Origin of the sequence: Pseudomonas sp. MOIL14HWK12:I1 (assembly GCF_000510705.1) — a bacterium.
Classification (GTDB): domain Bacteria; phylum Pseudomonadota; class Gammaproteobacteria; order Pseudomonadales; family Pseudomonadaceae; genus Chryseomonas; species Chryseomonas oryzihabitans.
In genome coordinates this window covers 610,278-627,355 of record NZ_AZNY01000006.1, presented here as the reverse complement: position 1 = coordinate 627,355, position 17,078 = coordinate 610,278, and the positions used below count along the sequence as shown (strand labels likewise).

General features: G+C 66.9%; 15 protein-coding genes. 8 read left to right on the top strand and 7 right to left on the bottom strand.

The annotated features are described in order from the left end of the window. Positions 1–24 precede the first annotated feature (24 nt). The 5 genes from PSEK12I1_RS0106895 to PSEK12I1_RS0106875 all read right to left on the bottom strand — a co-directional run bounded on the left by PSEK12I1_RS0106895 (position 25) and on the right by PSEK12I1_RS0106875 (position 7,283). Entirely contained in the window at positions 25–2,103 is a 2,079-nt protein-coding gene (locus PSEK12I1_RS0106895; protein WP_027601092.1) for an EAL domain-containing protein, read from the bottom strand. Positions 2,104–2,143: 40 nt separating this feature from the next. Beyond that, positions 2,144–3,904: a hypothetical protein gene (locus tag PSEK12I1_RS0106890; RefSeq protein ID WP_037006767.1), complete on the bottom strand. Its 1,761-nt coding sequence runs from the start codon at positions 3,902–3,904 to the stop codon at positions 2,144–2,146. Between the two features lie 67 nt (positions 3,905–3,971). Then, positions 3,972–4,880 (bottom strand): archaetidylserine decarboxylase, encoded by a 909-nt coding sequence (gene asd / locus PSEK12I1_RS0106885; RefSeq protein WP_027601090.1) that lies wholly within the window; start codon positions 4,878–4,880, stop codon positions 3,972–3,974. Between the two features lie 16 nt (positions 4,881–4,896). Then, the gene (locus tag PSEK12I1_RS0106880) at positions 4,897–5,706 is read right to left on the bottom strand and encodes a rhodanese-like domain-containing protein (RefSeq protein WP_027601089.1); all 810 of its coding nucleotides are present in this window, start codon (positions 5,704–5,706) and stop codon (positions 4,897–4,899) included. 59 nt (positions 5,707–5,765) lie between these two features. Continuing rightward, the gene (locus tag PSEK12I1_RS0106875; protein WP_027601088.1) at positions 5,766–7,283 is read right to left on the bottom strand and encodes an HDOD domain-containing protein; all 1,518 of its coding nucleotides are present in this window, start codon (positions 7,281–7,283) and stop codon (positions 5,766–5,768) included. Positions 7,284–7,400: 117 nt separating this feature from the next. Between PSEK12I1_RS0106875 and motA the strand changes: the two genes are divergently transcribed. The 3 genes from motA to PSEK12I1_RS0106860 all read left to right on the top strand — a co-directional run bounded on the left by motA (position 7,401) and on the right by PSEK12I1_RS0106860 (position 10,175). Then, positions 7,401–8,252, top strand: a complete 852-nt coding sequence (motA, locus tag PSEK12I1_RS0106870) for a flagellar motor stator protein MotA (protein ID WP_017642892.1) — start codon at positions 7,401–7,403, stop codon at positions 8,250–8,252. Beyond that, positions 8,252–9,412, top strand: coding sequence for a flagellar motor protein MotB (locus PSEK12I1_RS0106865; RefSeq protein ID WP_027601087.1), 1,161 nt, complete (start codon positions 8,252–8,254; stop codon positions 9,410–9,412). Before motA ends, PSEK12I1_RS0106865 begins: the two co-directional genes overlap by 1 nt. Positions 9,413–9,575: 163 nt before the next feature. After that, positions 9,576–10,175 (top strand): nitroreductase family protein, encoded by a 600-nt coding sequence (locus PSEK12I1_RS0106860; protein WP_027601086.1) that lies wholly within the window; start codon positions 9,576–9,578, stop codon positions 10,173–10,175. Positions 10,176–10,223: 48 nt separating this feature from the next. Here the strand turns inward: PSEK12I1_RS0106860 and rsgA are convergent, their stop codons facing one another. Beyond that, a complete protein-coding gene (rsgA, locus tag PSEK12I1_RS0106855) occupies positions 10,224–11,246 on the bottom strand; it encodes a small ribosomal subunit biogenesis GTPase RsgA (protein ID WP_027601085.1) in 1,023 nt (340 codons plus the stop codon). 94 nt (positions 11,247–11,340) lie between these two features. Here rsgA and PSEK12I1_RS0106850 point away from each other — a divergent pair, with 94 nt between their 5' ends. The 5 genes from PSEK12I1_RS0106850 (at position 11,341) to PSEK12I1_RS0106830 (ending at position 15,993) form a co-directional block, all read left to right on the top strand. Further along, positions 11,341–12,111 carry a class I SAM-dependent methyltransferase gene (locus PSEK12I1_RS0106850; RefSeq protein WP_027598845.1) on the top strand — a complete coding sequence of 257 codons (771 nt, stop codon included), beginning with the start codon at positions 11,341–11,343 and terminating at the stop codon, positions 12,109–12,111. A gap of 50 nt (positions 12,112–12,161) precedes the next feature. Next, positions 12,162–12,710 carry an oligoribonuclease gene (gene orn / locus PSEK12I1_RS0106845; protein WP_027598844.1) on the top strand — a complete coding sequence of 183 codons (549 nt, stop codon included), beginning with the start codon at positions 12,162–12,164 and terminating at the stop codon, positions 12,708–12,710. Positions 12,711–12,726: 16 nt separating this feature from the next. After that, entirely contained in the window at positions 12,727–13,341 is a 615-nt protein-coding gene (locus tag PSEK12I1_RS0106840) for a trimeric intracellular cation channel family protein (RefSeq protein ID WP_027601084.1), read from the top strand. Positions 13,342–13,438: 97 nt separating this feature from the next. After that, positions 13,439–15,310 (top strand): PAAR domain-containing protein, encoded by a 1,872-nt coding sequence (locus tag PSEK12I1_RS24280; RefSeq protein ID WP_027601083.1) that lies wholly within the window; start codon positions 13,439–13,441, stop codon positions 15,308–15,310. Continuing rightward, positions 15,307–15,993: a DUF2931 family protein gene (locus PSEK12I1_RS0106830; protein ID WP_027601082.1), complete on the top strand. Its 687-nt coding sequence runs from the start codon at positions 15,307–15,309 to the stop codon at positions 15,991–15,993. The genes PSEK12I1_RS24280 and PSEK12I1_RS0106830 overlap by 4 nt, the downstream gene beginning before the upstream one ends. 4 nt (positions 15,994–15,997) lie before the next feature. On the opposite strand, the gene queG is transcribed toward PSEK12I1_RS0106830, so the two are convergent. Then, a complete protein-coding gene (queG, locus tag PSEK12I1_RS0106825; RefSeq protein ID WP_007161162.1) occupies positions 15,998–17,062 on the bottom strand; it encodes a tRNA epoxyqueuosine(34) reductase QueG in 1,065 nt (354 codons plus the stop codon). Between the last annotated feature and the right edge of the window lie 16 nt (positions 17,063–17,078).

The following is a 17,078-nucleotide window of genomic DNA, read 5'->3' as shown; positions in this document are numbered from 1 at the left end:
CCCGTTCGACGGCCACCCCGAGCCCTAGTGCTCGGGGTGGAATTCGTAGTCCATCGCCTGACTGGGCTCCTGCAGGTAGTAGCCCTGGATGAAGTGCACCCCGACCTGCCAGAGCTGGGCCAGCACGCTGGCGCTCTCGACGAAGGGCGCGATGGTCTGGACGTTCTGGGCGCTCAACTCGGCGACCATGGCCTTGAGCCGCTCCTGGTGCTCCGGCTGTCCCAGATCCTTGATCAGCTTGCCCGACAGCTTGACGTAATCCGGTACCAGCAGCCGCAGCGCCGCCAGGGGCGGATCGCCGGCGGCAAAGCCGCTCAGGGTGACCGGATGACCCTGGCGGCGCAGGCGCTGCGCCATGGCCAGGGCCTGCTCCGGCTGGGCCAGCAGGTCTTCTTCGCTGAGCTGGAAGATCACCGCCTCGGCGTCCAGCTGTTGCCCCTGCAGGGTTTCCCGCAGCCAGGGCAGCAACTCCAGATCGCCCAGGGTCGCGCCCGAGAGGTGCACGAAGATGCGGGTACCGTGGCCGCGGGCGCGGTGTTCGCCCAGCTGACGCACCGCCTGCTGGATCACCCAGCGATCGATCTGGCCGCTCAGGCCGCTGTCGCGGGCGGTGCGGGCGAATTCGGCCGGGGAGACCTCTTCGCCCTGGGGATTGACCAGCCGCAGCAGCGCCTCGTAGTACTCGTGGCTGCTGCCGCGCAGGCCGATCACCGGCTGGAACAGCAGGCGGAAGCCGTTCTGCTGCAGGGCCTGCTTGACCATGGCCACCAGATTGCCGCGATTGGCGGCGGCGGCCAGCTCTTCCTGGGGATCGTAGCGTTTGCAGGCGTTGCCGCCGCGCTGGGCGACCTGGCGCGCGGAGCGGTGCGCCCGGTCCACCAGATCACCGGCGCTCTTGGTGTGGTTGTCCAGGCTTACCACGCCGATGGAATAGCTGATCGCCAGGGTGCGTCCGGCCAGGGTCAGCGGCTGCCGCTCCTGACGACCCAGCAGGCGCTCGAAGGCGCTGTCCAGGCTGGCGTCGGCCGCCTGCGGCAGGAGGGCGGTAAAGGCATCATCGGCGAAGCGCGAGAGGGTAACCAGGGTGCCGAAGTGCTCGCGCAGGCGCTCGGCCAGGGCTACCAGCAACTCGTCCATGGCGCCTATGCCCAGCTCCGCCAGCAGGGTCGGATAGCGATCGATGCTCAGGTAGGCGAAGCTGGCCGGCGCGCCGAGTCGGGCGCGTTCCAGGGCGTCTTCGAGCAGTTCGAGCATGCGGCTGCGATTGAGCAGACCGGTGAGGGTGTCCTGGAAGCGCACCTCGCGCAGCTGTTCCTCGAGGGCCTCGGCGGCCGGGGCCGCGCGTTCCTCGCGCAGGTGCAGCTGCACGCAGGGTTCGTCGAGGTAGATGGCCGGCGTCAGGCGCAGGCGCACACCGAGGGTGCTGCCGTCCTGGCGGACGCACCGGCAGTCCAGTTCGAGGGGACTGGGGTCGTCGCGCAACTGGCGAAAGGCCTCGCGCAGCGCCGGCTGGTCGGCGGCGGCGATGAGGTCCATCAGCGGCGTGATCTCCAGGTCTTCCGCGGATGGATAGCCCAGCAGCTCCACATAGGCCGAGTTGACGTGGATATGCAGGCCGTCGTGGACATAGGCGACCGCCTCCACGGCGTTGGCCAGCAGCAGCTGGCAGCGCTGTTCGGCCTCGGCCAGGGCCTGCTCCAGGCGGCGGCGCTCGTGGCGCTCGGCCAGGTTGCCGAGTTCGCGCAGACTGGCCAGCAGCAGGTGCTCGTCGTTGTCGCTGGCGATGCCATCGCGGGCGCCCAGGCGCAGGGCGTCGAGCACCGCTGCGGGATCGTCCGGCGGCACCCGCTGGATGACGGCGAGCTGGGGCACGCGGCGACGCAACTGGCGCAGCGCGCTCAGGCTGTCGAGCTCGGGAGAGGGCGGGGCGAGGATGGCGAGGTCCCAGGGCTGGGACAGCAGTTCGTCGAGACCTGCGGGGTCGGTCAGACGCTGGGCCCGCGTCGCCCGTCCGGCATTGCGGAACAGACTGACCAGGCGTTCCGCCTCGTTCTGCGATGCTTCGAGCAGTAACAGGCGGATCGCACTGTGTTCGGCGGCCATGGTCTATTCGCGCCCTGGCGATAACGATGATTTATCGAAGCTACAGAGACTTCCACAGCGAGTCAAAGTCTTCTTCCTGCCGGGCGCCACCGCCGGCAGGGCCGCCGCTGGGCTTGGCACCGCTCTGTTCCAGCAGGTGATATTCGAAGACGCTGAAGCTGACCGTCATGCTGCGACGCCGGTCGAGCATGCCGCGCTGCTCGTTGCCCTGCTGATTGATCTGCACCTTGCTGCCCTCCTGAAAGGGTAGTCGCGGCGCGATCAGGGTCGGCGCCTGGTCGATGGCCTTGATCTCCGGCAGCAGCAGGGCACGCAGGTACTGACTGTTCTGCTCGGCCTTGCGCAGCAGCTGCAGCCCGCAGGGCCGTGCGGTGGGGGCCAGCAGTTCGACGCCCATGTGGGTTCCGCTGCCGGGCACCTGGCGTACCCAGCGCACCACCGCCGGGCCCCAGTTGTGATCCTCGGGCAGGCGCACGCCGAGCAGTTCGCCGGCCTGCAGCTGCTCGGGGACCTCGCCGCTCCAGCTCAGGCAATAGCCGCCCGGACTGTGGTTGACCACCTGCACCGCATGGATCGGAAAGGCCGGACTGGCCGCCTCGCCGTCGCCGGGCAGGACGTCGTAATGGATTTCTTCCAGGGACTCGGCGCTCCAGTCCAGGGCGTCGGGTGCGCGGGTATCGGCATCGAAGGCCAGCGACCAGACGTCTTCCTTGGGCTTGGGCGCGAAGGCGTCCGGCACGGCCTGCGCCGACAGGCGCAGGGTGTCGGCGAACGCCTGCCCCCCCGCGAGCTGGTAGTGCAGGGCGCTCATGCCGATGCAGACCTGCACCTGGCCCTGGCCGGGCATGCGCTGGAAGGCGCGGTCCGCTTCCTGGCCCCAGGCGCCGACCAGGTGCTGCAGCAGATCCAGGGACAGGTCGCCGTGCACCGGCAGGCGCGCGCGCGGCCGCTGCTCCGGCGCCAGCGCCAGATAGTCCTCGATGGCCTGCACCAGTTGCTGCGGCGCGAGACCGAGCAGACCGTTGAGATTGGCTTCGCGCAACAGCGAGCGATAGCGCGGGGGAGCGTCGATCTGCGGCGCCACCACCATCAGGGTGCCGTTCTGTTCGGGACCTTGCAGGCGGATCAGGCTGGCCCAGTCGTCCAGGTGCAGCGTCAGCTGGGCGATATGGCTCTGGCGCAACTGGTTGCAGCGGGCGGCGCCAAACAGCAGGGCGGCGCCATATGCCTGGGTGATGGTCTGGCTGCCGTCGCCGGGCAGCAGTTCGTCGCGAATCTTCTGGTTGTGCAGGCCAGTGGTCACTGCCAGCCGATAGAGCTGGTGCAGCTCCAGCCAGAGGTTGTCGTGCACCGGGGTATAGAGCTGGGCGGCGCGGATCAGCGGCCCGAGCAGCGCGCGCAGGGCGCGCTGGATGGCAGTGGCCAGCAGGGTGCTGCGTTCGCCGCGCTCGCTTTCCTCGATCACGATCAGCTTGTAGCCGGCGGCCAGCAGGTTCTGCAGGGCCTGGCAGAGATTGGCCACCTTGCGCGAGCGTTCGTCGAGCACGATGGCCTGGTTGAGCACATGACGCTCGAGCTGCTGGCAGACCCGCTGCACGTCCGGGCGCAGGGCTTCGAGCAGGCGCAGGCGCGCTTCCGGCGTCAGGATCAGCCGGTTGAGTTCCAGCAGGCCCTGATAGAGCAGTCGGGCGAATTCGCCCAGCTTGGCCCGTGGCAATTGCTCCAGCCAGCGCTTGAGGCCGGCCGGGGTGGCGTCACAAAACGTCAGGCTGCGCTGATCGGGCGTCGGTACCCGCAACATGAGCTGTGGCCTTTTGCTATCCATTCGCCGCGCACACTCCTGGTTCGATGGGCAATGAACCGCGCATCTAGGCGAGAGGCCCTGGCTCGGAAACGGTGGTCAAGGGGGCCAGCGTGGTCGGAACCCCCAGCAGTTGCCCCATGTTGACGGTGGACAGCGCGCCGAGTTCAGCGGACCAGTTCACCGCGTCCGGGCCGAACAGCACGATGGCGGTGGAGCCCAGCTTGAAGCGCCCCAGCTCGTCGCCGGTACGCAGGGTGATGGGCGCGCGGGCGGCCTCGTCGTAGGCAAAGCTCTTGAGTTCGCGCTTGGGCGGCGTGACCAGGCCGGCCCAGACCGTCTCGATGCTGGCGACGATCATGGCGCCGACCAGGATGACCGCCATGGGGCCCACGGCGGTATCGAAGATGCAGACCACCCGCTCGTTGCGGGCGAACAGTTCGGGCACGTTCTCGGCGGTGAGCTGGTTGACCGAGAAGATGCGGCCGGGCACATAGACCATCTCCTTCAAGGTGCCGGTGAGCGGCATGTGCACCCGGTGGTAGTCCTTGGGCGACAGGTAGATGGTGGCGAAATGGCCGCCCATGAAGGGCGCGGCGCGCAGGCCATCGCCGCCGAGCAGCTCCAGCAGGCTGTAGCTATGGCCCTTGGCCTGGAAGATGCGGCCGTGCTCTATGCGACCGAGCTGGCTGATGGCGCCGTCGCTCGGGCTCACCACCACACCGGCTTCGGCCGGCAGCGGGCGGGCGCCGGGCTTCAGGGCGCGGGTGAAGAAGGCGTTGAAGTTCTCGTAGGCGGTGGGGTCTTCCACCTGGGCCTGGCGCATGTCGACGTCATAGTGACGGACGAACCAGCGGGTCAGTAGATTCTTGAACCAGGGCGCCCGGCACTCGGCGAAGCCACCGATCACCCGCGACAGCAGATGGTGCGGCAGCAGGTGCTGGGCGAGGATGAACAGTCGGTCTTGCAGTTTCATGGGAGGTCCTTGGCAGTCATTCGATGGGGGTGTCGGGGTGGTTGCCCCATTCGCCCCAGGAGCCGGCATAGGCTTTGACCCGCGGATAGCCCAGGGCCTTGGCCGCGAGGTAGGTGAAGCCGGATCGGTGATGGGTCTGGCAGTGGGTGATGATTTCCTTGTCGCGGGTGATGCCCAGGCGTTCGAGCTCGGCGCCCAGGTCCTCGCGGAGGCGCAGCTGGCGCTCGCGATCCATGCCGGCGGTCCACTCGAAGTTGATCGCTCCGGGAATGTGGCCGCCACGGGCGGTCAGCACCTTTTCGCCACGGTATTCATCGGCGCCGCGGGCGTCCCAGATGGCCAGGTCCTCGGCGCCCAGCCGGCTCTGCAGATAGGCGCGGCTGGCGGTGGGCTCCTCGTGCAGGGTCAGGGCGACCGGTGCCCCGGCCGGCGCGGGCACCGCGGTGCTCAGCGGCAGGCCGGCGGCGATCCAGCCCTGGCGGCCGCCGTTGAGGTAGTGATAGTGGCCGTGCCCGATGACATCGAGCAGCCAGATGAAGCGTCCGGCCCAGCCGCCGCCTTCGTCGTCATAGACCACGTAGACGGCTTCGTCGCACTGGCCCAGTTCGCCGAACAGCTGCTCCAGGTCCGCCTGGGCCGGCAGCAGGCCGGGCGCCGGCTTGCTGCCCAGCTGGGTGCGGGCGGGCGCGACATGGCGCGCGCCGGGCAGATGGCCCTCGGCATAGTGGGCGGCGCTGCAGAGATCCACCAGGATGAGTTCGGGCGCATCCAGGCGCGCCGCGAGATCGGCCGGTTCGATCACCAGGGGCAGGGCGGAAAAGGGCATCGCGGATTTCCCGTCGGTCCGTAGCAAAGGTGAAGTGTACCGAGGTTGACCGGCCAGCGTCAGGTCGGTCGTACCCGCGGACGATTGGCGAAGGTGCCGATGGCGCGCTCGATGCAGGTGAAGGTCTTGTCCAGCGCCGCGGTCCGACGGGGATCCGCCGGCTGCAGTTCGCTGTCCAGGATCGCCAGCAGCACCACCCGCTCGCCAAAGCCCAGACTGCGCAGCCAGAGCCGTTCGTTGCTGAACAGCCGGCGCAGATCGGCGGGCAGGTGCGGCGCGAAACGCGCGCGGTTGCCGTCATCGATGCGCAACTGGCCGGGGCTGCCGAACAGCTTGGCCAGCAGCGGATGGCTGGCGATGTCCAGTTGCAGGCCGGGGGCGTCGTCCAGGCCATGGTGCAGCTGGACATTGCCCTTCTGGCCGTTGCGATCCGGGGTCAGCAGCAGCAGCCGCGGCAGGCCGCAGGCCACCAGCGCCTGGCGGGCGCAATCGAACAGCTGGGGCAGGGTGGCGAAGGCGCTGGGCGTGTGCAGCAGCTGTTCGCAGAGGCCGCGCCAGCGCTGCGCCTGACTCTCGCTGGCGACCTGGATCCGGGGCACCGGCTTGAGGCGCCGTTCGCCCGGCGGCCAGACCAGGCCTTCGGCCGGGTGCCAGAGGCCGGGCCGGGCATGGCGCTGGGCATCCTGCACCGCCAGTTCGTGGCTGCGACTCTGTACCCGCGCCAGCGGCAGTTGCAGGTAGAGGGCGCTGAAGCGTTGCCAGCGCAGGGTGTGGGGACCGTCCCAGGCATGGTGGCTGGCCAGCGCCAGGCCATTGGCCAGGAGGATGGTGTTGCCGGGGTGGGTCAGCCAGCGCCGCAGATTGGGGTCGTCGTCGAGGCGCTGCTGCTGTTCGAGGGGATCGTCGCCATGGGCGATGTGCAGCGCCCTGACCAGTTGCCGGCGATCCTGGTCCAGCAGCCGATAGCCTTCGACGATCCACTCGGGCAGCTGCCAGTGGCGGGCCAGCGCCTGGCACAGGCGGATCGCCGGCACGCCGAGCAGCTCGCGCTCGACCTTTATCGCCGGTTCGCCTTCGCCCAGCACCCGGCGTTCCCATTCCTCGAAGAGTTCCGGATAGCGGGTCGCCAGCGGCCAGAGCGGCGCCAGAAAGAGCAGGGCGGCCAGACGGATGTCCGGCCACAGTCGCGCCAGGGGCACGCCGAACAGGCCCAGCCCCAGGGTCATGGCGTGCTGGCTGACCAGGCACAGCTGCCGCAGCGGACGCGGCAGGCGTTCCTCCGGCAGAGTCGGCTGGCGGGCGATCAGGTACTCCGCCGGGCCGAGCCCGACACGGCCGAGCACGGCTTCCAGACTGGCGGCCGGATCGCCGAGGCTGGCATGGCCGCGATTGGCCTCGCGCAGCAGGGCCAGCGCCAGGGGGGGGGACTCGCAGAGCCGTTCGGCGATCTCATGCAACGCCAGACGGCCATCGGCCAGGGCGCGGCGCAGACGCTCCGCGGTGGCGGTGGCCACCGGCAGGCGCACGCCTTCCAGGTGTTTGACCCAGTCTTCGACGGTGTTCGGGCGGCTGGACATACGACGGTCGCCTTGAAATTTGATGAAAGGCCTTCAGTCCGGGGCGCCGGGTCCGATAAAGGGGGCGTGAGGGTGATTCCCCGGCTCAATTTTCCTTAGCACACAGTATTCCCAACCATGGCAAAAATCATCGGCATCATCGTGATATTCGCGGCTGTCCTCGGCGGCTACATCCTCGCGCATGGCAAGATCGCTGCGATCATCCAGCCGCTCGAGGTCCTGATCATCGGCGGTGCCGCCCTGGGGGCCTTCCTGCAGGCCAACCCGGGCAGCACCTTCATGCAGGTGTTCAAGAAGTCGCTGAAGATGTTTGGCAATCGCTTCACCCACGCCTTCTACCTGGACGTGCTGAAGCTGCTCTACGAGATCCTCAACAAGAGCCGGCGCGAGGGCATGATGTCCATCGAGGCGGACGTCGAGGACCCCAAGGCCAGTCCGATCTTCAGCAAGTACCCGAACATCCTCAAGGATGAGCGGATGACCGCCTACGTCGCCGACTACCTGCGACTGATGTCCTCCGGCAACATGGCCCCCCACGAGCTGGAAGGCCTGTTCGACATGGAACTGGCCGGCATCAAGGAAGAGCTGGAGCATCCGTCCCACGCGGTATCGCGGGTCGCCGACGGCCTGCCCGGCTTCGGCATCGTCGCCGCGGTACTGGGCATCGTGATCACCATGGGCATGCTCGGCGAGGGCGACCAGGCGGCCATCGGTGGCCACGTGGGCGCGGCTCTGGTGGGGACCTTCCTCGGTATTCTCGCGGCCTACGGCTTCTTCGGTCCGCTGGCGACCTGCCTGGAGCACGACGCCAAGGAAGAACTCAATGTGCTGGAGGCCATCAAGGCCTGCCTGGTCGCCGCTGCCAGCGGCATGCCGCCCACCGTCGCCGTGGAATTCGGTCGCAAGGTGCTGTTCCCGGCGCACCGGCCGTCCTTCAGTGAACTCGAGCAGGCGATGCGGGGCAGCTGATGGACAACAACCAGCCGATCATCGTCAAGCGCGTCAAGAAGAGCGCCGCCGGCCACCACGGCGGCGCCTGGAAGATCGCCTTCGCCGACTTCGCCACCGCCATGATGGCGTTCTTCCTGGTGCTCTGGCTGATGTCCTCGGCCACCCCGGAACAGAAGAAGGCCATCGCCGGCTACTTCCAGGATCCGATCGGCTTCACCGAAAGTGCCAGCCCCTATGTCATCGACCTGGGCGGTACGCCGACGCCGGCGCCCGACCGCACCCTGAATCCCGAGATCCAGGCCCAGCCGGATTCGACCCAGAACAAGGTCAACCCGGACATGCAGGAGCGCGCCGACCCCAACGATTCCAACCGCGTCACCCCCGACCCCACCCAGGCGCCCGATCCGTCCGACAAGCGTCAGCCCAACGACGCCGCCCAGCAGCAGAAGGATGCCAGCCAGGCGAAGATGGATCCGAGCCAGGCGGAAAAGATCGCCGAGCAGGTCGAGAAGCAGCGCCTGGAGCTGCTGTTGCAGGAGTTACAGAACAAGATCAACGAGAATCCGGAGCTACAGAAGTTCAAGGACCAGATCCTGATGGAGATCACCCAGGATGGCCTGCGCATCCAGATCGTCGATGCCGACAATCGCTCGATGTTCGATTCGGGCAGTCCGCGGCTGAAGTCCTATTTCGAGGACATCCTGCTGGCCATGGCCGACACCATTCGCCAGGTGCCGAACAAGATCAGCATCAGTGGCCATACCGATGCGGCGCGCTACGCCGGCAAGGGCGACTTCAGCAACTGGGAACTGTCCGCCGGCCGGGCCAATTCGGCGCGGCGCGCCCTGGAGGCCGGTGGTTATCCGGACGAGCAGGTGGCACGGATCGTCGGTTATGCGGCTTCGGCTCCCTTCGACCGTGACCACCCGCTCAACCCGGTCAACCGCCGCATCGACATCATCGTGCTGACCAAGAAGGCCCAGCAGGCCATCGAGGGTCGCAACGGTAACAAGGGCTCCTCCGCGACGCCGGCCCCGGGTACGCCCGGGGCCAATCGCGGCGGGGTCTCCAGTGGAGGCGTATCCGCCACCGGCAACCTGGCGCAACCCATCAACAACGCGGCCTTCAAGCAGCAGATCAATGCCTTCGATGCGGGTGTCATCCAGAGCAAGCCCTGAACGGTCGCGCTGATAGATAGGAAAATTCGCTGCTAGCGTTCGGTTTTTTCGTCCGTTGACGTGAAGACGGCTGGTTAAGCTGCAGGGGTTTCATGACGGATCGGGCACCTTGCGCCCTCGTGCGCGGTCTCCCGATCTCCGATTCCCTTGCAGGAGCCTTCCGATGAGCAACGCCTTTATCGACACCATCAAGCGCCGCCGCAGCCAGTACGCGCTGGGCAAGAATCTGCCGCTGGCCCAGGACCAGGTCACCGCGCTGATCCAGGAGGCCGTCGAGCTGTCGCCCTCCGCCTTCAATTCGCAGAGTTCGCGCGCGGTGATCCTGTTCGGCGCCGAGAGCGACAAGTTCTGGGGCTTCGTCATGCAGGCGCTGCGGCAGATCGTGCCGGCCGACGCCTTCGCCGCCACCGAAGGCAAGATCAACAGCTTCGCGGCCGGCGCCGGCACCGTGCTGTTCTACGAGGATCGGCATGTGGTCGCCGGCCTGCAGGACAAGTATCCGGCCTACGCCGACAACTTCCCGATCTGGTCGGAGCAGGCCAGCGGTATCGCCCAGTTCTCGGTGTGGACGGCCCTGGCCAATGCCGGTATCGGCGCCAGCCTGCAGCACTACAATCCGCTGCCCGACGCCCTGGCCGCCGCCGAGTGGAAGCTGCCGGAGACCTGGCACCTGCGCGCCCAGATGCCCTTCGGCTCCAACGAAGGCGACTTCCCCGAGAAGGGCTTCATGGACGACGCCGAGCGCTTCCGCGTCTTTGGCTGATGGTCGTCGACTGATAGAGCAAAACGCCGGGCTTGCCCGGCGTTTTGCCTAGTAGTGCGACTCGCCTTCGAGGCTAGCCAGGATATGCCGGTAACTGGCCATCCGCTGCGGATGGATGTCGCCGCGCTCCAAGGCAGCGAGCAGGGCGCAACCGGGCTCCCGCTCGTGCTTGCAGTCGCGGAAACGGCAGTGGCCCAGGTAGTCGCCGAATTCCTTGAAGCCGGCTTCGACATCATCACGGCTGACGTGACTGAGGCCGAATTCGCGGATACCGGGCGAGTCGATCAGGTCGCCGCCGTCGGGAAAGTGGAAGAGCCGGGCGGTGGTAGTGGTGTGGGTGCCCTTGTTGGTCAGCTCGGACAGCGGGCCGACGCGGGTATCGACGCCCGGCAGCAGGGCATTCACCAGCGACGACTTGCCCACCCCGGACTGACCGACGAAGACACTGACGTGCTCGTCCAGGGCGCTCTTGAGCTGGTCCATGCTCAGGCCATTGTGGGCCGAGACCTCCAGCAGCGGATAGTCCAGTTCGCGGTAGATGCCCAGCAGGTCGTCCAGCGCCGGGCCGTTGTGCTCGTCGATCAGGTCGGCCTTGTTGAGCAGCAGCAGCGGCTGGATGCCGGCGTGCTCGGCGGCCACCAGGTAGCGGTCGATGAGGTTGGCGTGGGGCGTGGGCAGCGGGGCGAAGACGATCACCAGGCGGTCGACGTTGGCCGCCACCGGCTTGAGCAGGCCGCGCATGTCCGGCCGGCAGATTTCCGAGCGGCGCGGCAGCTGGGCGACGATGACGCCATTGCCCTGGAGGCTGGCGCGAAACACCACCCGGTCGCCGGTGACCAGGGTCGGCAGGTTGGCGCGCAGGTGACAGCGCTGCAGCTGGCCTTCGTCATCCTCGACCTCCACCTGAACGCCGAAGTGGGCGATCACCAGGCCCTGTTGCTCCGGTCCCAGATCGCCGCCTTCGAGTTCGTCGATCAGCTTGGATTCGCGCTTTTCCGCGCGAGCGGCGCGTTCGGTCTGGATTTTTTCGATCCGCCAGCTCTGGCGACGGGTCAGGTGGCGTTTGGCCATGGGATGTCCGCGGGTTTCAGGACCGCTGAGTCTAGCATTGGCCGCCTCTCGCGGATTACCTAAACTTGGCGGACCTCGTCGCTTCGGAGCCCCCATGCTGGCCCATCTCGCCTCGCGCTATCCGCTGTTGCTGGCCGTGCTGGTGCAACTGGCCGCCCTGGTGGTCGCCGTCGTCGGCATCCGCCTGTGGGCCAGCTTCGCCGGCCAGCGCCCCTCGCTGCTGGCGCTGGTCTGCCTGCAGGCGGTACTGGCGGCCCTGCTGGGCGAGTTGCTGGGACTCGCCCGCTGGTGGGTCTTCATCAATCTGCTGTTCGCCCCGGCGCTCTATCTGGTCAGCGGTCGCGGGCTCTCGGCGGGCATCGCCGCGCTCGGCTTCCTGCTGCTCCTGCTGCTGAACTGGAACAGCCTGCGCGAGCGGGTACCGCTCTATCTCACCGGCCGCCAGACCCGCGAACGACTGGCCGAACTGCTCGCCGAGCGCGAGCCGACCTTTCGCTTCGTCGACCTGGGCTGCGGCCTGGGCGATACCCTGGTCGATCTGTCCCGGCGCTTTCCGCAGGCCACCTTCGTCGGCGTGGAGACGGCGCCGCTGAGCTTCGCCCTGGCCTGGCTGCGCTGCCTGCCGCGACGCAATTGCCAGGTGCGCTATCGCGATCTCTGGCGGGTGGAGCTGGGCGAGTTCGACGTCGTCTACTGCTTTCTCTCGCCGGCGCCCATGCCACGCCTGGGCGACAAGGCCCGCACGGAGCAGCGCGCCGGCAGCTGGCTGATCAGCAACACCTTCGAGATTCCCGGCCAGCCCGCGGATCGGGTGCTGGAGGTAGGGGACCTGCGCGGCAGCCGGCTGCTGCTCTGGCACCGTTAGGTGCGCGGCAGGCGCGCTGCTACACTGGTGCCATCATCAAGGAGTTCACCATGACCGCCCCCAATCCTCAGCACCTGATCTGGATCGACCTGGAAATGACCGGCCTGGATCCGGATCGGGACGTGATCATCGAGATGGCCACCATCGTCACCGACAGCGATCTCAATGTGCTGGCCGAGGGCCCGGTACTGGCCATCCACCAGTCGGACGAGATCCTGGCCGGCATGGACGAGTGGAATACCCGTCAGCACGGCGGCTCGGGCCTGACCCAGCGGGTGCGCGAGAGCACCGTCGACACCGCCCAGGCCGAGGCCCTGACCCTGGACTTCCTGCGTCAATGGGTGCCCAAGGGCAAGTCGCCGATCTGCGGCAACAGCATCTGCCAGGATCGGCGCTTTCTCTATCGCCGCATGCCGGAGCTGGAAGCCTACTTCCACTACCGCAACCTGGACGTCTCCACCCTCAAGGAACTGGCCGCGCGCTGGGCGCCCCATGTGCGTGACGGCGTGAAGAAGAGCGGCAGCCACCTGGCGCTGGACGACATCCGCGATTCCATCGCCGAGCTGCGTCACTACCGCGAGCACTTCATCAAGGTCTGACGGCCACCCGTCCGTGCTGCTGTCCATCCTCTACCTGGTCGCCATCACCGCCGAAGCCATGACCGGCGCCCTGTCCGCGGGGCGCCGCGGCATGGACCTGTTCGGCGTGGCGCTGATCGCCAGCGTCACCGCCCTCGGCGGCGGCTCGGTGCGTGATGTGCTGCTGGGGCACTATCCGCTAGGCTGGGTAAAGCACCCGGAGTACCTCGCGCTCACCGTCGGCGCGGGCCTCGCCACCGTGGCCATCGCGCGGGTCATGCGCTATCTGCGCCGGTTGTTCCTGGTGCTCGACGCCCTGGGCCTGGTGGCCTTTACCGTGATCGGCTGCCAGGTGGCCCTGGAAATGGGCCTGAGTCCGGCCATCGTCATCGTCAGCGGCACCCTGACCGGCACCTGCGGCGGCATCCTGCGCGACATCCTCTGCAACGACGTACCCCTGATCCTCAGGCGCGAGCTCTATGCCAGCGTGGCGGTACTCTCCGCCGGCTGCTACCTGCTCTGCCGCCCGTGGCTCGGCGAAGAGCAGGCACTGCTCATCACCCTGGCCGCGGGGCTGCTGCTGCGCCTGCTGGCGCTGAGATTCAACTGGCAGATGCCGACCTTCACCTATCCGGACGATCCCCGCGGCTAAGGCCATGACGATTTGCGCGGTATCGCGCTGAAAGGCTTGTCCTAGAGCCTTTTGTGCGGCATTTTTCAGGCCCCAGTTACCGATAGGGAGATCGGTCATGTCTGGAAAGCCCGCTGCTCGCCTGGGCGACGCCGTCGCCTGCCCCAAATGTGGTTCCACTGCTCTGGTCCAGGGCTCCGCCGATGTCACCTTCGATGGCCTGCCCGCCGCGACCCTCGGCCATGCCTGCGGCTGTGGCGCGGCCCTTAGCGCCGCGGTCATCCCCAACGTCCTGATCAACGGCCGGCCTGCGGCGGTGCTCGGCAGCCTCACCAGCCATGGCGGCGTGGTGATCGGTGGTTCCGGCACCGTCATCATCGGCCTGGACGCAGGCGGCGCGGCCAAGGGCGCCTGTGCAAGCCATGCAGGCACTACCGGCCTGGCACCGGGGCAGGGCAAGCCTTCGGCGCTGCGCGACCGGGAGCGACAGGGCAGCGAGGGACCGGCCAAGCGCCCGGACAGCGCGCCCGTCGCCAGGGATGAAGTCGCCGAACAGGCGGAGCGCCCGCTGGAACAGCGCATCACCCTGCGCATCGGCGTCTTCTTCGACGGTACCGGCAACAACCTCTTCAACGCCGCCACCGGCGCCGCCTGCCGGGCGGAAGAGCAGGGGTTTGATACCAATCAAGCCGAGAGCATCGCTCGGCACTGCCAGGCGTTCATGGGCAATCCGGACAGCAGTTATGCCAATGCCGATACGAACATCGTGCGGTTGTATCGGCTCTATCAAGACGATACTCAGCGTGCCGTCGAGCAGGACGAAAAGTCAGCGGCTATTCCGGTCTATATCGAAGGTATCGGCACTCGGGCCGGACAACCTGATAGCGCCTTGTCCATGGGAACGGGCTTGGGTGCCAGTGGTGTGCTGGGATGTGTTCAGACGTTTCCAGTCGCGTTCGGTGAGCGCTACGATCAATTCAAGCGCATCAATCCCAATGTCGTCGTTGAAGCCATCAAATTCGATATTTTTGGCTTTAGCCGGGGTGCCGCGGCTGCACGCCACTTCGCAAACGAGGTGCTCAAGGCGGGCGGCGGTATTGCTGCGGCGGGTTTAGCCAGGTGCTTTTCGTGGCAGAGCGCCAAGGTCAGGCTCAACTTCATCGGACTATTCGATACCGTAACGGCGATAGCGGACCCCAGGCGTGGCGACTTTACCCCGACCAATATCGCCAACCCTGGCGTCAACCTCTATCTGCCGGCAGGATGTGCCGACAAGGTGGTGCACCTGGTCGCACGTGACGAGCACCGGCGTAACTTCGCCCTTACCAGTGTTGCGCCCCAGCATCAAGAAATTGCCCTGCCGGGTGCTCATGCCGACTTAGGTGGAGGCTATGCGCCCGAGATGACCGAGCGCCTGCTGTTGACGCGACCACGCGCCTCGCGAGAGCGCTATGGCACCGACAGCCAGGCGGCCTGGAGCTATCGCCAAGCCCAGCGGGAGCTGGCGCAGTTGCAACGAGAGCCCTGGTACGACCCAGGCTCCACCACCTTGGCAATCGATACCTGGCGCAACAACTTGCCACGTACCCGCGGCGAGATGCCGGAAACCGAGGTTATCGCCGCGATCCGCCTGGAACGTCAGGTGCGCGGTGAGCTGTCCTTGGTCTACTTGCGTGTGATGCATCGCCTCGCCGTTGCCAACGGAGTGCTCCTGGCGGCCATCGATGAAGCTGATCCTGAATTACGCCTGCCCGATGAGTTGAAGGAGATTGCTACCAAGCTGCAAGCCAACGTCCAGGGTGTTCCGCTGCATATCGACCAAGCTGAGGCTCGCCTGCTGTTCGGTCGCTATGTACATCTTTCCGCTCACTGGAACGCGCTATTGGGTAAAGACCTTAGCAACCTGGGCATCTTCTTCGTCAACGCCCCTACGGCCGCTGGTAAACGCAACGTCTATCCCAACCGTCCCCAGGCAGGTTATCCCGAATGAATCGCTGGCTGCTGTGCCTTGTTCTCGCGCTCGGCCTCGCTGGCTGCCAATCCAGCGCCGTGCCAAAGCCTAAGCTTCCTTACGACGCTTGGTACCTGGGTTTTCTAGCACCCAATTACATGGAGGTCTGGTTGGAGTTGGCCAATGTCAGTGACATCGATGGCAGCTTTTTTCCTAATGCCATGGGTGGCGTGGTTGCCATGGGACAGCCCGCGAGTCTGTCAGCGACTGCCAAGGGCTGGCCTAGGAGAATCGGGTCGGGCAAAGGCCTCTACATGACCGGGCTAGATCTGCCCTATATGGTAGCGCTGCGCTGGCAGTCAATGGTTGAGCCCCAAACCTATCAGGCGGTATTCGCCATTCCCGCCTGGGCGCGGGCAAAAATGCTCGAACGCCTGCCAGCCGAGTGTCCGGTCAGTGGTCGCACTTCGGATTATCGCAAGGACCTCACCATCGGCCTGGCGCCCGGCGGGGTGGTCAAGGTCTGGATCATGGGCCCCTGCCTCGACCCCATCGAGGTCCTGACCCTCCAGGCCGAGATTGAGCCGAAGGGGCCCTATGGCGGCAAATCCAACGGCAAGTACCGGCCGCTGTCGCCGGTGGTCAAGCGCTATGTCGACAAGTACGGCGTCCCCTACGGCAGCTGGTGGGCACCCATCCCCTACACTACGGTAGGGCCCTGAGCGCCTAGCTGGCCGCGTGTCGCTGCAGCGCCCATTCCACGTGCTCGCGCACCAGGGGGGAGGGGTGTTCGCGCTGCAGCTTCAGGGCTTCCACCACCGGGATGCTGGTCGGGGCGTTGCCCAGGCCCACGGCCAGGTTGCGCAGCCAGCGCTCGTAGCCGGCGCGGCGTAGCGGCGAGCCTTCGGTGCGGCTGAGGAATTCGGCTTCGGTCCAGCGAAAGAGTTCGGCCAGACTGGCGCTGTCCAGACTGTGGCGTGGCTGGAAATCGCCTTCGGCGGTGGGCTTGGCGAAGCGGTTCCAGGGGCAGACCAGCTGGCAGTCGTCGCAGCCAAAGACCCGGTTGCCGATCAAGGGGCGCAGCTCCGGCGGAATGCTGCCCTTGAACTCGATGGTCAGGTAGGAAATGCAGCGCCGGGCGTCGAGCTGATAGGGGCCGACGAAGGCCCGGGTCGGGCAGATGTCCAGGCAGGCGCGGCAGGTGCCGCAGTGGTCACGCGGGGTGGGTTCGTCCACCGGCAGCGGCACGTCGACGAAGAGTTCGCCGAGAAAGAACCAGCTGCCGGCCTTGCGATTGAGCACCAGGGTGTTCTTGCCGATCCAGCCCAGGCCGGCCTGTTCGGCGATGGCCTTCTCCAGCACCGGCGCACTGTCGACGAAGGCGCGATAGCCGAAGGGGCCGATCTCGCCCTGGATGCGTTCGGCCAGATGCTGCAGGCGCTTGCGGATCAGCTTGTGATAGTCGCGGCCCAAGGCGTAGCGCGAAACATAGGCTGCCGCGCCGTCGGCCAGGCGTTCGCTCATGCGGGTGTCGCCGGGCAGGTAATCCATGCGCAGGGAAATCACCCTCAGGGTTCCCGGGACCAGTTCGGCCGGTCGCGAACGTTTGCTGCCGTGCGCGGCCATATAGTCCATCTCGCCGTGGAAACCGGCGGCCAGCCAGCGCTCCAGATGTTCCTCGTGACGTGCCAGATCCAGCCCGGCGATGCCGGTCTGCTGAAAGCCCAATTCCCGACCCCAGGTCTTGATGAGGTCGGCCAGGGCGGCGAGATCGAGAGCGACAGCGGACATCGATGGGAACGCACAG

What these genes read in the sequence shown, in the direction of transcription:
- PSEK12I1_RS0106880 (WP_027601089.1), bottom strand. Translation starts at nt 5,706, where the DNA reads ATGCCCTTTTCCGCCCTGCCCCTGGTGATCGAACCGGCCGATCTCGCG.
- asd (WP_027601090.1), bottom strand. Translation starts at nt 4,880, where the DNA reads ATGAAACTGCAAGACCGACTGTTCATCCTCGCCCAGCACCTGCTGCCG.
- orn (WP_027598844.1), top strand. Translation starts at nt 12,162, where the DNA reads ATGACCGCCCCCAATCCTCAGCACCTGATCTGGATCGACCTGGAAATG.
- PSEK12I1_RS0106850 (WP_027598845.1), top strand. Translation starts at nt 11,341, where the DNA reads ATGCTGGCCCATCTCGCCTCGCGCTATCCGCTGTTGCTGGCCGTGCTG.
- PSEK12I1_RS24280 (WP_027601083.1), top strand. Translation starts at nt 13,439, where the DNA reads ATGTCTGGAAAGCCCGCTGCTCGCCTGGGCGACGCCGTCGCCTGCCCC.
- PSEK12I1_RS0106860 (WP_027601086.1), top strand. Translation starts at nt 9,576, where the DNA reads ATGAGCAACGCCTTTATCGACACCATCAAGCGCCGCCGCAGCCAGTAC.
- PSEK12I1_RS0106865 (WP_027601087.1), top strand. Translation starts at nt 8,252, where the DNA reads ATGGACAACAACCAGCCGATCATCGTCAAGCGCGTCAAGAAGAGCGCC.
- PSEK12I1_RS0106895 (WP_027601092.1), bottom strand. Translation starts at nt 2,103, where the DNA reads ATGGCCGCCGAACACAGTGCGATCCGCCTGTTACTGCTCGAAGCATCG.
- rsgA (WP_027601085.1), bottom strand. Translation starts at nt 11,246, where the DNA reads ATGGCCAAACGCCACCTGACCCGTCGCCAGAGCTGGCGGATCGAAAAA.
- motA (WP_017642892.1), top strand. Translation starts at nt 7,401, where the DNA reads ATGGCAAAAATCATCGGCATCATCGTGATATTCGCGGCTGTCCTCGGC.
- PSEK12I1_RS0106830 (WP_027601082.1), top strand. Translation starts at nt 15,307, where the DNA reads ATGAATCGCTGGCTGCTGTGCCTTGTTCTCGCGCTCGGCCTCGCTGGC.
- PSEK12I1_RS0106890 (WP_037006767.1), bottom strand. Translation starts at nt 3,904, where the DNA reads ATGTTGCGGGTACCGACGCCCGATCAGCGCAGCCTGACGTTTTGTGAC.
- queG (WP_007161162.1), bottom strand. Translation starts at nt 17,062, where the DNA reads ATGTCCGCTGTCGCTCTCGATCTCGCCGCCCTGGCCGACCTCATCAAG.
- PSEK12I1_RS0106875 (WP_027601088.1), bottom strand. Translation starts at nt 7,283, where the DNA reads ATGTCCAGCCGCCCGAACACCGTCGAAGACTGGGTCAAACACCTGGAA.